The sequence below is a fragment of the Streptomyces sp. NPDC041108 genome (assembly GCF_055592645.1).
In genome coordinates this window covers 268,376-282,625 of sequence record NZ_JBVIYK010000009.1, presented here as the reverse complement: position 1 = coordinate 282,625, position 14,250 = coordinate 268,376, and the positions used below count along the sequence as shown (strand labels likewise).

Genomic DNA, 14,250 nt, shown 5'->3' with positions numbered 1-14,250 from the left:
TACGGGTGAGGCGCCGGAAGCGACTTGATCGACACAGGCGGACCGGAGCGGCCGCGCGGCCCCCTCAGGTCACGTCGTCCGCCAGCTCCGCGACGCCCGTGATCCGGTGCAGCGGGAACGTCCGTACCTCGTCCGCCGTGTGGTCGTACGCCGTCACGAAGCCGCCCTCCACACGGACCGGGGCGATCACGCGCTGACTGGCGGAGCCCTCGGCGTTGACGTAGCCGATCCACAGCGCCTCGCCGGTGAGGACGGCCGCCTGCATCGTCGCGAGGGTCTCGGCGGAACTCGTGCGGGGCAGAGCGCCGGACGGGGCCGGCTCCCCCGTCGTCCGGCGGGGCGCGGTGGAGGCGAGGTCACCGGCGCGAATGGCACGGATCGCGGCGCCCAGCAGCGTGTCGTCCGGGGCCGGGGGCCCGTCCGGGACCGGCTCCGGGGCCGTGCGGGGCGGAGTGCGACGGGCATGGGCCCGGGTGATCAGGACATCCCCCTCCGCCGACTCGGCGGCCGGCGCGTAGCCCATCGCCCGCAGCCCGTCGAGCAGCGTCGCCGGGTCCGCCTGGGCGGCGAGCACGGTAGGCGCCAGCCGCCGCAGCCCGAGCCCCTGCGAGCGCTTGTCGGCGAGGATCTCGCTGAGCATCGCGTCGTCGTCGCAGCGCACGTACGCCGACGCCGCGCCGATCCGCAGCTGCCCGTGGCGCCGGGCCACGTCGTCGATGAGATACGCGAGCGGCTGCGGGACCGGCGTACGGGAGTGCGCGGTCAGGAAGTCGTGCAGGTCGGAGGCGCTCCGGCCCGCGTCCAGCGCCCGGCGCACCGACCCCGGCGTGAACCGGTACACCGTCGCGCCACCCTTCGACTCCACGTCCGCCAGGACACCCAGCGCGTCGGCCAGCGGCCGCTTCAGCGGCCCGGGAGCCACCGCCGTCAGGTCCGCCTGCAGCAGCACGTGGTCCAGCGGCTCGGGCAGCAGCGGCGCGAGCAGCCGCGCGGCCCGGGAGGCGGCCGCGGCCCGCTCGGCGACCGGGTCGGGGGAGGGCGCCGGAGGATGCGGCAGGGAGACGTGGTGGGCGGGGAGCCTGTCGCCGGGGGTCTCCGGCAGGCCGGCGGGGGCCGCGGCCTCATGGGGGAGGCCGAGGAGCGCGCGGCCGTGCGAGGACAGCGCGCCACGCCCGGTGACCCCGAGCGACTCGGCCTCCGAGAGGGTCCACCGGGCGATCCGGGCCCGCAGATCCTCCCCCTGACGGGCCTGCGACGCCGGCGACTGGGGCAGCGCCGACGGGGGCTGCTGGCCGCCACGGGTCGGGCGTTCCCAGTGCAGCCGGGCCAGTACGGAGTCGGGCGTGGCCGACGTGCCCTCGGGCAGCCCGGCCAGCAGCGCGAGGACCCGGTGGCGCACCTCGGGCGCGGCCGAACGGTCCAGCCCCGGGCCCAGCGTCGACAACGTACGGTCCTTGGCGTCCCGCTCGCCGATCACCCCGGCCGTACGGGTCGCCGACAGCCACGCCGTGGCGAGCCGCGCCCAGCGCTCGGCGGCGGGAAGCTCCAGCCACTCGTCGTACGCGGGGGTCGCGGCGTACCGTTCGTCGGCCTCGCCGTCCGACGCCAGCAGCCCGGCGGCATAGGCGAGTTCGACCCAGAACGCCGTGGTCTGCTCCGGCAGGTCCAGGGCCGCGGCGGTGCGCTTCAGGTCCCGCACGCTGAGCCCGCCCGCGCGCAGGACGCCCGGTCCGCCCTCGTCCCACTCCTTCAGCAGCTCCTCCACGGTCGCCAGCGCGGTGTACGCCTGACCGGCCGCCGTCGCGTCCACCACCTGTGGACGGTGCGCGCCCGACGCCTCCACGGGCGGCGGCAGCGGCCGCACCTCCCGGTGCGCCCGGCCCGCCCGCAGATGCAGGGCCACCTCGCGCGGCAGGACGACCGTGCCGGGGGCGGTGGGCAGGAGCAGACCCCGGTCCAGCAGCCAGCGCAGATGGGCCGCCGGGCTGGCCGTGACCTGCCCGTACGGCGGCCCCCACACCAGCCGGGTCAGGACGTCGAGCGACTCCGGGGGCGCGGCGGCGAGGAGCGCGGCCATGCGGCGACGGTCGCGGAACAGCCCGCTGAGGGCGGTGACGGCCGACACCGAGTCGTGGGTGCTGGCCAGCCCCGCCTCCGCGACGATCTCCTGCACCCGCCCCGGGGACATGCCCGCCGTGGCCTCCGCGACGGTCGGGCCGAGACCGGTGGGGGAGGGGTGCTGAGGGGACGGAGCGAGCAGCTCCCGGGCCGTGCGCACAAGGCGCAGCCGGTCCTCGGGGCCCCACACGAGAGCCTGGTCGCGCAGGGTGCCGAGCGCGTGGGGCAGCGCGGCGCCGACGGCGGGGTCGGCCTCGTCACCGGCCAGCAGTCCCGCGAGTTCGCCGTACGACGCCGGGTCGGACGCCACGGCCAGGGCCTGCGCGGTCTGCAGGGCGAACCGGTCCAGACGCTCCAGGGCCCGCACCACCGAGGCGCGGGTCCCCGCCCGGGTCGCCAGCTGGGTCAGGTCGGTCGGCACGGGGGTGATGAGGTCCGGCCGCGCCCGGAGCAGCACGGCGAGCGAACGGTCGTCCCGCCCGCGCAGCGCCTCCGCCAGCGAACGGGGGGCCCCACCGGCAGGCGCCGCCTCCGTGGGGGTGTGCTCCTGGGTGCTCATCCGGCCAACGTTAGCGCCTGGGCTCCGCCGGGCCGGGGCGCCTCAGGGGGTCGGGGGTGCGGGTTCGCCGGCGGGTGCGGGTCCGGTGGGACTTCTCGCACAGTTCCCCGCGCCCCTGAAAGGCAGGGGTTGCGCCCCGGGCCTTTCGGCTCGGGTGTGTCGGTGGGGGCGTCGGTGGGTGCGGGGCCGGTGGGGGCCGGTCACGCAGTTCCCCGAGTCCCTGGAAAGCGAGGGCCGCGCCCTCGGCTTTTCGGGCGCGGTCCCGGCTCAGCCGGAAGCGATACCGTCGGGGGGAAGCACGCGCGCCAACCCCGGAGGGGCTTCGTGGGGATTGAGAGCGACCAGGTCGTCTACGAGTATCTGAGCCGGGTCGGTGATCTGGCTCAGCAGCGGCAGCTGCCTTCGGCGACGCGGATGCGTCTGGTGGCGGGGCTGCGGGACGAGATCGACCGGCGGCGGGCGAAGGCGCCCGTCGACAGCCCGGCCGCCGTGCGGCGCATCATCGCCCGCCTGGGTACGCCCGGCGAGGTCGTCGAGGCGGCCGGGGGGCCCGGCGACGTACCGGAGCCCCGGGCCGCCGCGGTGCCGGTGCAGCGGGTGACCGGTGCGGACGGGGACGACACGGACGACGCCGGGGAACCGGCCAAGGGGCTGTCCCGGGGGCTGCGCAGGGTCGTTCCGCGCCCCCGCCCCGCCGACGCCGGCACCGCGCCGCCCCCGGCGGGTGGTGCCGCCCCGCCGCATCTCGCCCCGCTGCACGAGCTGGGCGACGGCGACGCGCAGCCCGACTGGTGGCGGGTCGGCGGTGGTGGGGGACCCGGGGGCGCGGACATCGGGTTCGGGCTGGGGGACTCCGTGCCCGGGTTCGTCGGCGGTGTGGAGATCCCCGAACTGCTGAAGCCGCCGCCGGTGCGGGACGAGGGGGAGGCGGTTCGCGGGGCCGTCGAGAAGGAGAAGGAAGGGGCGGCCGCGCCGGCCGCGGCGGTCGTCACGGAGGAGAGCGGCGGGCGACGGCGACGGCTGCGGCTTCCTCGGCTGCGGGCCTCGGGCACGGGGTGGAGCAATCCGCTGCTGCTGCTGGCCGCCGTGTTGCTGGTCGCGGGGGCGGTCATGGGGAGCCTGGTGCCGCTGGGGCTCGGATGGTTGATCGCCTATCTGTCACGGAGGCTGACGCCCGCCGAGTCGAAGTGGGCGGTCATGGGGATTCCCGGGGCGGTGGCCGCGGGCGGGGTCGTGTGGCTGTGGGGGCGCACGGACGGGCGCTGGGGCGAGCCGATCGCCGAGGGCCACATGGACGCGGCGCTGGCGGAGGCGTGGCCCTGGATGCTTCGGGTCGCGGCGGTGTCCTCGGCGCTGTATCTGCTCTGGCGGTCGCAACGGCCCCGGTGAGTTCGGGGGCGCGGGGAACTGCGCGCCCCCTCGCCCCACAATGGGCGGTATGACTTCTCGCGCACTCACCGTCGGGTTCGATCTCGACATGACGTTGATCGACTCGCGGCCGGGGATCCACGCCTGCTACGAGGCGCTGGCGGCGCGGACGGGAACGTACATAGACGCCGACCTGGCGATCACCCGGCTCGGCCCCCCGCTCGCGGACGAACTGGCGTGCTGGTTCCCGGCGGCGGACATCCCGGCGATGGCGGAGCTCTACCGCGCGATGTACCCGGCGATCGCGATCGCCGCGACCCCCGCGATGCCGGGCGCGCCGGAGGCCATCGCGGCGGTCCGGGCGGCCGGCGGGCGGGCGATCGTGGTCACCGCCAAGTACGAGCCCAACGCCAAGCTCCACCTGGAGCACCTCGGCATCGAGCCCGACGTGGTGGTGGGCGACCTGTGGGCCGAGGCCAAGGCGGCGGCGCTGCGCGAGCACGCCGCGAGCGTCTACGTCGGCGACCACACCGGCGACGTACGCGGCGCCCGCACGGCGCAGGCGTACGCGGTCGCCGTCGCCACCGGGCCCTGCGACGAGCGGGAGCTGCGCGAGGCCGGCGCCGACGTCGTCCTGGCGGACCTGACCGCGTTCCCCGCGTGGCTCACGAGCCACCACCGTCCCTAGGGCATCAGGGACGTGCCTCGCGCGCCCTTCTGCGCCCCGCCGCGACGGACTGCAGGACTCCCGCGCCGGCGATGAGGAATCCGACGCCCATGAGCATGCTCAGGACGAACATGTAGGTCGGGAACGGCTCCGTCCCGAGGAAGAGCGGGGCCACGGTGACGAGTGTGGCCACGGCGCCGACGAAGAACACGATGGCCCCGGCACGGATCAGCCGGTCACCGGGTTCGGCGGAATTCGGTTGGGTTTTGTCACGCACCCGACCAGGGTAGTTCCCAGCGCGAGGGAAGAGTCGGCCGACGTCTTGTCACCCGCCCCCGGACCAATAGGCTGGGGACCGGCGGGTCCGGCGACCCGCTGCAGTGCTGTCCAGAGCAGTTTGCGCACACCGAGAACACCTTCAGAACACTTTTCAGACGCAGTTTCCGACGAGTACGAGGACGAGGACAGACGTGCCTACCGGCAAGGTCAAATGGTTCAACAGTGAGAAGGGCTTCGGCTTTCTCTCCCGCGACGACGGCGGTGACGTCTTCGTCCACTCCTCCGTACTGCCCGCCGGTGTCGACACCCTGAAGCCCGGCCAGAAGGTCGAGTTCGGGGTCGTCGCCGGTCAGCGCGGTGACCAGGCGCTCTCCGTGACGATCCTGGAGCCGGCCCCCTCGGTCGCCGCCGCCCAGCGCAAGAAGCCCGACGAACTGGCCTCGATCGTGCAGGACCTGACCACACTGCTGGAGAACATCACGCCCATGCTGGAGCGGGGCCGCTACCCCGACCGGGCCGCGGGCGGGAAGATCGCGGGTCTTCTCCGCGCCGTGGCCGACCAGTTGGACGTGTAGCGCAGGCAACTTTGCAGGTGACCTAAGGGAATTCGAGCGCGTCCGGGCCGAGGGGCGGTACCAGTCCCTCGGCCGCCGCACGTGTGAGCAGACCTCTGACGGCCGCGTAGCCGTCCTCGCCGAGGCCGGCCGTGAACTCGTTGACGTACAGGCCGATGTGCTGGTCGGCGACGGCCGGGTCCATCTCCTGGGCGTGTTCGAGGACGTACGGGCGGGAGACCGCGGGGTCGTCCCAGGCCGCCCGGACGGAGGCGCGGATCGTCTCGGCGAGCCCGGTCAGGGCCTCGGCGCCCAGTGAGCGCTTCGCGATGATCGCGCCCAGCGGGATCGGCAGCCCCGTCGTCCCCTCCCAGTGCTCGCCCATGTCGGCCAGCTTGTGGAGGCCGTAGTTCTGGTAGGTGAAGCGGGCCTCGTGGATGACGAGTCCGGCGTCGACCCTGCCGTCCCGCACGGCGGGCATGATCTCGTGGAACGGCAGTACGACGATCTCGCCGACCCCGCCGGGCAGGGTGTCCGCCGCCCAGAGGCGGAAGAGGAGGTACGCGGTCGACCGCTCGCTCGGCACGGCCACCGTACGGCCGGTGAGGTCCGTGCCCGGCTCCCGCGTCAGCACCAGCGGACCGCAGCCCCGCCCGAGCGCCCCGCCGCAGGGCAGCAGCGCGTAGGTGTCGAGGACGTACGGCAGTACGGCGTAGGACACCTTCAGTACGTCGAGTTCACCGCGCTCGGCCATGCCGTTGGTGATGTCGATGTCCGCGAACGTCACGTCGAGCGCGGGCGCGCCGGGGATCCGGCCGTGCGCCCAGGCGTCGAAGACGAAGGTGTCGTTGGGGCAGGGCGAGTACGCCATCCGCAGCGCGGGGGTCCCAGCGGGGGTGGTGGCGGGGTTCACGGGTGCCGCCTCAGTGTTCGTGGGGCTCATGTGACGCGTAGGGCTCATGGGGGTCCCAACTCTCCAGTACGGGCGTGAGCTTCCCGTAGGCCTCGGTGAGTGCGGTCAGCGCGTCGCCGATGCGCCAGGCGGCGCGGTCGCGCGGGCCCACGGGATTGGAGACGGCGCGCAGTTCGAGGACGGGCGTGGTGTGCGCGGCGGCGGCCTCGGCGACCCCGAAGCCCTCCATCGCCTCGGCCAGCGCGCGCGGGTGCCGGGCCCGCAGGGCGGCCGCGCGCTCGGCGCTGCCGGTGACCGTGGAGACGGTGAGCACGGTGCCGGTGCGGGCGCCGGTGGCGGTCGCGGCGGCGCGGACGAGGCCGCGTGGCGGGTGGTGGGTGACGGCGCCGAAGCCGAGGTCGGTGACCGGGACGAAGCCGTCCGGGGTCTCGGCGCCCAGGTCTGCCGCGGTGATCTCGTCGGCGAGGACCAGTGAGCCGAGCGGCGCCTCCGGCGGGAAGCCGCCCGCGATACCGGCGGACACGACCAGCCCGTACGGCCTGCCCGCCAGGGCCGCCGCGGTCAGCGCGGCGGAGGTGGAGGCGGCGGCGAGGGCGGGGCCCACACCGGCGGCGAGGAGGTCGTGCTCGTGCGGGGTGCCACGGAAGCGGTGGAGGGTCCCCGCCGGAAGTCGTACCTCGGTGGCGGGGCCCGGGAGCGCTCGTGCCACCGCGTCCCGTTCGGCGGGGACGGCGGTGGCTACGAGGATGCGCATCGGCGGCGGCAGGGGATCAGGCGTCCGGGTTCTTCAGCTTGAAGTTCCACACGCCCTTGATCGCCGAGCCCGAGGCGTTCTGCTCGACGATGCTGATCGTCAGCGACTTCTGGGCGGGCTGACCTGGCTGGGTGGCGAAGAGGCCCGGGTTCTCGAAGGACCAGTACGTCTTGTCGAACGTGTCGCTGGTGGCCTGCTCCCCGTTGATCCACAGGGCCCAGCCCGTCTTCGCCACCTCCGGGTCGACGCCGATGCGCAGGGCCTTGCCCTCCGGCAGCTCGATCGACTTGGAGGGCTTCTCCTTCGCGCACTCCTTGGCCTGAGCGGCGTCGAGGGTCCGGTAGCACTCGGCCTCGGCGCTGATCGAGTCGGTGCCGATCGTGACGGTGGCCATCGGCGTCGGCTCATCGCAGGCCGACAGGACGAGAAGTCCGGCGGAAACAGCGCCGAGAGTGGCTGCGGCGCGACGGGAACGCGGGAAGGTCATGGGCGAAGGCTATCTGGCCCGTCCGGGGGTGCCCCTACGTGGGGTACGGCGTGCCGGGTCGGTGGGGGAATCGGTCAGGCCACGCGGGCGCGGGGGGCGCCGCCGTGACGGGCGGACGAGAGCAGCCCGCGCACCGTGGTGAGCCAGCCCGCGGCGACGATCGCGGCGGCCATGACCATGCCGAGGGTGCCGTTGAGGGGGAGGGCGATGCCGATGGCGCCGCCGACCACCCAGGCCATCTGCAGCAGGGTCTCGGAACGGGCGAAGGCGGAGGTGCGGACGAGTTCGGGGACGTCGCGCTGGATCAGGGCGTCCAGGCACAGCTTCGACAGGGCCTGCGAGAAACCGGCGACCGCGGCGAGGCAGGCGATGAAGAACGCGCTGAAGAACAGGGCCGCCGTGATCGCCACACCGAGTTCGACGGCGACGACCGTCACGATGATCAGCTCCGGCGACCGCTGCTTCGCCCAGGCCCCCACGGCGGTGCCCAGGGCGTTTCCGGTGCCGGCCGCCACGGCCACCATGCCGAGGGAGACGGCGGCGCTCTGTCCGTGCAGGGGGTGGATGCGCAGCAGGAACGCCAGGAAGAAGATCAGGAACCCGGAGAGGCCGCGCAGCGCGGCGTTGGCGGCCAGGGCGTGGGTGACCGCCGGGCCGACCGTCCGCAGGCCCGGCCGTTTCAGCGTCCCGCTGCGGTGCGGGCCGTGCAGGTGCTCGGGGTCCGCCGCGAGCAGGGCCCGGTCCTCACCCTTCGCCGAGTCGACCTTCGCGGGGAGTGTGAAGGAGAGGAAGGTGCCCGCGACGAAGATCACGAAGGCGCCGTAGAGCGGCCAGCGCGGGCCGAGCATCTGCAGTCCGGCGCCGATGGGCGCGGCGACGCCGGTGGCCAGCAGACCGCAGAGGGTGACCCGGGAGTTGGCCTTCACCAGGGAGAACCGGGGCGGGAGGAGGCGGGGTACGACCGCGCTGCGCACCACTCCGTACGCCTTCGACGCGACCAGGACGCCCAGGGCGGCGGGGTAGAGCTGGAGGCTGCCGGTCTCGACGGCACCGACGAGGAGGAGGGCGAGGAGGGCGCGGGTCAGCATGGCGCCGGCCATCGCGGCGCGGCGGCCGTGCGGGAGGCGGTCCAGCAGGGGGCCGACGACGGGGGCGAGGAGGGCGAAGGGGGCGAGGGTGATGGCGAGGTAGAGGGCGACCCGGCCGCGGGCCTCGTCGGTGGGGACGGAGAAGAACACGGTGGAGGCGAGGGAGACGGTGATCATCACGTCGCCCGCGCCGTTCACCCCGTGCAGTTCGATGAGTTTGCCGAGGCCGGATTCGCCGGCGCCGTGGGCGTGGGTGGCCTTGCGGATGCCGCGGGCGGGGCCGGTGAACGGCAGGTGCAGGGCGCGGCCGACCGAGCGGACGGCGCCGCTCACCCGGCCCGATCCGCGCGCTCCGCTCCGCTCGGCGCCGGTCACCTCGTCATAGTGCCCCGAGAAGGGGGACCGTAGTGCGCCTACCGCTCGGATGGCCCCGACGGCCGGCGCCCGCGCCCGACGGCCGACGCCCGAGGTCCGACGCCCAGCGCCCGACGGCCGACGCCCGGTGTGGTGGGGTCCGGTGGTGGGGCGTGTGTCCGCGGGCCGGTGGGGGGTGGTCGCGCGGTTCCCCGCGCCCCTGGAATGCGGGCCGGGCGCTTTTTGTGTGCCGGGGGTGGTGCTGGACTTGTCGCGCGGTTCCCCGGGCCCCTGAAAAGCCGGGCTGCGCCCGGGCTTCTCGGTCTGTGGTCGAGGAGGGGCGGGGGCCCGGGCCGCCAGGGGCGCGGGGAACCGCGCGATCAGCCACGATGACCCTGTGGACGGCCTGCGACCTCTGCGTATCCGAATCCGGGGCGGGGTCCGGGGCGGCAGCCCCGGTGGTTTTCTGCCAACTGCCGAGGGTGCCCGGTGAGCCCCCGCGCACCCCCTCCCCACCCCGGCCGAGCGCAGCGGAATCGCGGAACCGCTACGTCGGTGTGGGCGCAGAGCCTCGGAGAAGGTAGCGTGCATAGCGCGCCTGCGGCGGTTGTTCTCGGCCGCGCGCCTCTCGTTCATCCCGCAGAATGGATGACATAGGTGCGCCCGAGTGCGATCGGGCGCGGACGTCGACGCGGCCCCCTGGTCCGCTCCGTCCGCACCCCCCGCCGAGGGAGGCGCACTCGTGAGACGGCGTAGGAGAGAAGCGATACCTGTGAGCGCAGCGACAACGCGAAGCCGCACCCCCGACCGTCTGTGTGCCGAGGCCGTCGACCTCGCCCGCTCCGCCGCCGAGGAGGCCGCCGCACCAGGCGTGGTCGGCGAGCACGCGGGGCTCGTGTCCGAGGGCGACCGGGTCGTGACGCACTTCTTCGAGTGCAAGGAGATGGGCTACCGCGGCTGGCGCTGGGCCGTCACCGTCGCCCGCGCCTCACGCGCGAAGTTCGTGACGCTGGACGAGGTCGTCCTGCTCCCGGGCCCCGACGCGCTGCTCGCGCCGGAGTGGGTGCCGTGGAGCGAGCGGCTCCGGCCGGGCGACATGGGCCCCGGCGACCTGCTGCCCACGGACGCCGAGGACCTGCGCCTGGAGCCCGGGTACTCCGGCGAGGACGAGCCCCTGCCGAACTCCCCCGTCTCGCACGACATGGCCGAGCTGGTGGAGGCGGAGGACGCCGAGGTCACCGCCAGGGTCCCGGCGAACCTGCCGCTCGCGCCGACCCGCGGATCGATCGCCGCCGTCGCCGAGGAACTGGGCATGCGGCGCGCCCGGGTGCTGTCCCGGTACGGGCTGCACACGGCCGCGGACCGCTGGGAGGAAGGGTTCGGGGCGAAGACAGCGATGGCGCAGGCCGCGCCGGCGGCGTGCGTCAGCTGCGGGTTCCTCGTCCCGATCGGCGGCTCGCTGGGGCAGGCCTTCGGGGTGTGCGCGAACGAGTTCGCTCCGGCGGACGGACGCATGGTGTCCCTGACGTACGGCTGCGGGGGGCACTCGGAGGCGGCGGTCATGCCCGCCCCGCCGCGCCCGGCTCCGCCGCGGCTGGACGAGACCCGGGTGGACCCCTTCCCGCTGCGGCCGTCGCCGGACTCCGGGTCGGTGCCGGTGGGTTCGGAGGAGGCCGAGTCCGAGGCGGATCTGGGGCATTCCTAGGGCGCCGCACAGCTCGCGGCCACCTGGAAGGGACAGGCCCCCTGTGGCCCTGCAGGACGGCCGGCGTAGGGGGCTGAGCAGCAGCGGACGCGGCCCCTGCTGCTCAGGGGTGCGGGGAACTGCGCGAGAAGCCCCACGCACCCGCACCCGCCCACGTACCAGCTACCCCCCACCCCCTGGGCGCCAGGCCAAAGCAGCGCAGCGACCCGGTACCTTCGTGTCCACCAGGCGACAGGGAGAAGTGAACCGTGAGCAAGTTCGTGCAGCCGGCGGCCGAGGGTGCGGACCCGTTCGGGACGGCTCGGCTGCGCCGGGGCGTGCTCGACGCCTGGGCCACCAGTCCGGCCCGGTTCCGTGAGGACGCCAACGCCGAGGAGGACCTCGTCCTCGGCGGCTACCGCGACCGCCTCGTCGTGGAGTTGGCCCAGAACGCCGCCGACGCCGCCGCGCGGGCCAAGGTGCCCGGCCGGCTGCGGCTGACCCTCCGCGACGGCGTCCTCGTCGCCGCCAACACCGGCGCCCCTCTCGACGCGGGCGGCGTCGAGTCGCTGTCCACGCTCCGCGCGTCCGCGAAGCGGGACGCGCAGGGCCACGACGGCGCGGTGGGCCGTTTCGGTGTCGGTTTCGCCGCCGTGCTCGCCGTCACCGACGAGCCCGCCGTCATCGGACGGCACGGCGGCATCCGCTGGTCGCTCGCCGAGGCGCGGCTGCTCGCCGCCGAGACCGCCCGGCACAGCCCCGGCCTCGGGGACGAGATCCGTCGCCGGGACGGCCATGTGCCGCTGCTGCGGCTGCCGTTCGCGGCCGAGGGCACGGCCCCGGAGTCGTACGACACCGTCGTCATCCTGCCGCTGCGCGACACCGCCGCCGCCGACCTCGCCGAGCGGCTGCTGCACGCGGTCGACGACGCGCTGCTCCTCGCCCTGCCCGGCCTCGACGAGGTCGTCATCGAGATCGGCGCCGACGAGGTGCGGACGGTGCGGCGGAGCGTGGAGGGGGCGCACGTCGTCGTCGAGGACTCGCGGGACGGGGTCACGCGCTGGCGCACCGTCGCCGAGCACGGGGCGCTCGACGCCGCGCTGCTCGCCGACCGGCCCGTCGAGGAGCGGCTGCGGCCGCACTGGTCCGTCACCTGGGCCGTGCCGACCGGGCCCGACGGCGCGCCGGTACGCCCGCGCACCACCGCCGTCGTGCACGCGCCCACCCCCAGCGACGAGGCCCTCGGTGTCCCCGCCCTGCTCATCGCCTCCTTCCCCCTGGACACGACCCGGCGGCACGCGGCGCCCGGACCGCTCACCGACTTCCTCGTGGAGCGCGCGGCGGACGCGTACGCCGGGCTGCTGGCAGCCTGGGAGCCGGTGGCCGAGGGGATCATCGACCTGGTGCCCGGCCCGCTGGGCAAGGGCGAGCTGGACGGCGCGCTGCGCCGGGCCATCCTGGAGCGGCTCCCGCGCACCGCGTTCCTGCCGCGTGCCGTGACGCCCGAGCCCGACGACGAACTGGAGAGCCTGCCCGCCGCCCTGCGCCCCCGGGACGCCGAGGTCGTCGAGGGCGCCGGTGCCGAGACCGTGCGGGTGCTCGCCGACGTCCTGCCCAGCCTGCTGCCCGCCGGGCTCGAACGGCGCGCGGAGCTGCGTACGCTGGGTGTCGCGCGCCTGCCGCTGGGGGACGTGATCGACCGGCTCGCGGGCCTGGAGAAGGCGCCCGACTGGTGGCGTCGGCTCTACGACAGCCTCGCGGGCGTGGACCCGGACCGGCTGTCCGGCCTTCCCGTGCCGCTCGCGGACGGGCGGACCACCATCGGGCCGCGGCAGATCCTCCTCCCGGCCCCCGACGGCCCGCAGGCGGCCCGCCCCGAGACCCTGGCCCGTCTCGGGCTGAAGGTCGCCCACCCGGACGCCGCGCATCCGCTGCTGGAGAAGCTGGGCGCCCTGCCCGCGACCCCGCGCGCCGTGCTCACCACCCCGCAGGTGAGGGCCGCCGTCGCCGCGTCCCTGGACGACGACGGCGGGGTCTGGGACGAGGAGGACGGGCGGCCGGACGCCGACGAACTCGCCGACCTCGTCCTCGCCCTGGTCCGCGACGCCGCGCTCGAACCCGGCGACGAACCCTGGCTCGGCGCCCTCGCCCTGCCCGACGAGGACGGCGAACTGGCCCCTGCCGGCGAACTCGTCCTCCCCGGCAGCCCCTTCGCCGGGGTCATGCGCGAGGACGAACTCGCCCTCGTGGACGCCGAACTGGCCGACCGCTGGGGCGAACAGCCCCTGGCGGCCTGCGGAGTCCTCGCCACCTTCGCCCTCGTGCGCGCCACCGACGTCGTCCTCGACCCGGACGAACTGGAGCCGCGCGACGGGGACTTCGCCGAACCCGACGACGCCGGACTGCTCGACGCGGTGGACGTGTGGTCCGAGGACATCCTCGACCGCTTCCCGGACAGCCCCGTGCCGCCGGTCGCGACGGAGATCGTGGCCGTGCGCGACCTGGACCTCGTCGACGAGGACCGCTGGCCGGAGGCGCTCGCGCTGCTCGCGAAGCCGCCGCTGCGCGACGCCCTCGTCCAGCCGGTCCGCGTCCTGCTCCCGGACGGCACCCACGAGGTCGTACGCCCCTACACCGCCTGGTGGCTGCGCGGGCACCCGGTCCTCGACGGCCGCCGCCCCGCCGGCCTCCTCGCGGCCGGCGGCGACCCGCTGCTGCGCGGCCTGTACGACGAGGCCGACGCCACCGGCTTCGACGACGAGCAGGTCCTGCGGGCGCTCGGCGTGCGCACCTCGGTGGCCGCGCTGCTGGACGAGCCGGGCGGCGCCGCCGAGCTGCTGGACCGGCTGGCCGACCCGGACCTTCCGGTGTCGGCCGGCCAACTCCACGGTCTGTACGGCGCGCTGGCGGACCTCGACCCCGACCAGGTGACCCTGCCGGACGAGCTGCGCGCGGTGGTGGACGGTGAGGTGACCGTGGTGGACGCGGCCGACGCCGTCGTCGTCGACTCCCCCGACCTGCTGCCCTTCACCGCCGGGACGCCCCTGCTCCCCGTACGCCCTTCGCGGGCCGCGGAGTTGGCCGAGCTGTTCCAGGTGCGGCGGCTCAGCGAGTCGGTGACGGGCGAGGTGGACTCCGAGGGCACGGAACACGACGTTCCGGAGGCGGTACGGGTCCTGCTCGGCCCGGCGACCCCCTCCTCGTACATGGAGCACGAGGAACTGGTCGTCGACGGCGTGGAGCTGGACTGGCGCCGCACCCGTGACGGCGTCCTGCACGCCGCCACCCTGGAAGGCGTCGCCGCCGGGCTCGCCTGGGCGGCGAGCCAGTGGCCGCGTCGCTTCGAGGTGGCCGCCCTGCTCGAAGACCCGTCCAGGACGGCGGAGCTGGCACGGGACCGCTGGTTCGACTGAGAGGCAGACACA

The 14,250-nt window shown here is 75.1% G+C and carries 11 protein-coding genes; 5 read left to right on the top strand and 6 right to left on the bottom strand.

The annotated features are described in order from the left end of the window. Positions 1–64: 64 nt before the first annotated feature. Complete coding sequence (locus tag ACZ6BB_RS25995) at positions 65–2,677, bottom strand: helicase-associated domain-containing protein (RefSeq protein ID WP_471617563.1); 2,613 nt, start codon at positions 2,675–2,677, stop codon at positions 65–67. Positions 2,678–3,001: 324 nt separating this feature from the next. Here ACZ6BB_RS25995 and ACZ6BB_RS25990 point away from each other — a divergent pair, with 324 nt between their 5' ends. Both ACZ6BB_RS25990 and ACZ6BB_RS25985 read left to right on the top strand, forming a co-directional pair. Next, positions 3,002–4,066 (top strand): hypothetical protein, encoded by a 1,065-nt coding sequence (locus tag ACZ6BB_RS25990; RefSeq protein ID WP_471617562.1) that lies wholly within the window; start codon positions 3,002–3,004, stop codon positions 4,064–4,066. 49 nt (positions 4,067–4,115) lie between these two features. Beyond that, positions 4,116–4,733 carry an HAD family hydrolase gene (locus tag ACZ6BB_RS25985; protein ID WP_409091059.1) on the top strand — a complete coding sequence of 206 codons (618 nt, stop codon included), beginning with the start codon at positions 4,116–4,118 and terminating at the stop codon, positions 4,731–4,733. A gap of 4 nt (positions 4,734–4,737) precedes the next feature. Here the strand turns inward: ACZ6BB_RS25985 and ACZ6BB_RS25980 are convergent, their stop codons facing one another. Next, positions 4,738–4,989, bottom strand: coding sequence for a membrane protein (locus ACZ6BB_RS25980; protein WP_013002706.1), 252 nt, complete (start codon positions 4,987–4,989; stop codon positions 4,738–4,740). Between the two features lie 193 nt (positions 4,990–5,182). Between ACZ6BB_RS25980 and ACZ6BB_RS25975 the strand changes: the two genes are divergently transcribed. Then, on the top strand, positions 5,183–5,566 hold the full coding sequence (locus tag ACZ6BB_RS25975; protein ID WP_005486266.1) for a cold-shock protein: 384 nt from the start codon (positions 5,183–5,185) through the stop codon (positions 5,564–5,566). Between the two features lie 22 nt (positions 5,567–5,588). Here the strand turns inward: ACZ6BB_RS25975 and ACZ6BB_RS25970 are convergent, their stop codons facing one another. The 4 genes from ACZ6BB_RS25970 to ACZ6BB_RS25955 all read right to left on the bottom strand — a co-directional run bounded on the left by ACZ6BB_RS25970 (position 5,589) and on the right by ACZ6BB_RS25955 (position 9,120). Further along, complete coding sequence (locus ACZ6BB_RS25970; protein ID WP_471617639.1) at positions 5,589–6,416, bottom strand: 1,4-dihydroxy-6-naphthoate synthase; 828 nt, start codon at positions 6,414–6,416, stop codon at positions 5,589–5,591. A gap of 52 nt (positions 6,417–6,468) precedes the next feature. After that, entirely contained in the window at positions 6,469–7,212 is a 744-nt protein-coding gene (locus ACZ6BB_RS25965) for a futalosine hydrolase (RefSeq protein ID WP_471617561.1), read from the bottom strand. Between the two features lie 16 nt (positions 7,213–7,228). Continuing rightward, on the bottom strand, positions 7,229–7,699 hold the full coding sequence (locus tag ACZ6BB_RS25960) for a hypothetical protein (RefSeq protein ID WP_471617560.1): 471 nt from the start codon (positions 7,697–7,699) through the stop codon (positions 7,229–7,231). Positions 7,700–7,773: 74 nt separating this feature from the next. Continuing rightward, positions 7,774–9,120, bottom strand: coding sequence for an MFS transporter (locus ACZ6BB_RS25955; RefSeq protein WP_471617638.1), 1,347 nt, complete (start codon positions 9,118–9,120; stop codon positions 7,774–7,776). 793 nt (positions 9,121–9,913) lie between these two features. Between ACZ6BB_RS25955 and ACZ6BB_RS25950 the strand changes: the two genes are divergently transcribed. Both ACZ6BB_RS25950 and ACZ6BB_RS25945 read left to right on the top strand, forming a co-directional pair. Then, the gene (locus ACZ6BB_RS25950) at positions 9,914–10,846 is read left to right on the top strand and encodes a DUF3027 domain-containing protein (protein ID WP_471617559.1); all 933 of its coding nucleotides are present in this window, start codon (positions 9,914–9,916) and stop codon (positions 10,844–10,846) included. Between the two features lie 248 nt (positions 10,847–11,094). Beyond that, positions 11,095–14,238: a sacsin N-terminal ATP-binding-like domain-containing protein gene (locus ACZ6BB_RS25945; protein ID WP_471617558.1), complete on the top strand. Its 3,144-nt coding sequence runs from the start codon at positions 11,095–11,097 to the stop codon at positions 14,236–14,238. The last annotated feature ends 12 nt before the right edge of the window (positions 14,239–14,250 follow it).

What these genes read in the sequence shown, in the direction of transcription:
- ACZ6BB_RS25995 (WP_471617563.1), bottom strand. Translation starts at nt 2,677, where the DNA reads ATGAGCACCCAGGAGCACACCCCCACGGAGGCGGCGCCTGCCGGTGGG.
- ACZ6BB_RS25985 (WP_409091059.1), top strand. Translation starts at nt 4,116, where the DNA reads ATGACTTCTCGCGCACTCACCGTCGGGTTCGATCTCGACATGACGTTG.
- ACZ6BB_RS25970 (WP_471617639.1), bottom strand. Translation starts at nt 6,416, where the DNA reads ATGGCGTACTCGCCCTGCCCCAACGACACCTTCGTCTTCGACGCCTGG.
- ACZ6BB_RS25965 (WP_471617561.1), bottom strand. Translation starts at nt 7,212, where the DNA reads ATGCGCATCCTCGTAGCCACCGCCGTCCCCGCCGAACGGGACGCGGTG.
- ACZ6BB_RS25960 (WP_471617560.1), bottom strand. Translation starts at nt 7,699, where the DNA reads ATGACCTTCCCGCGTTCCCGTCGCGCCGCAGCCACTCTCGGCGCTGTT.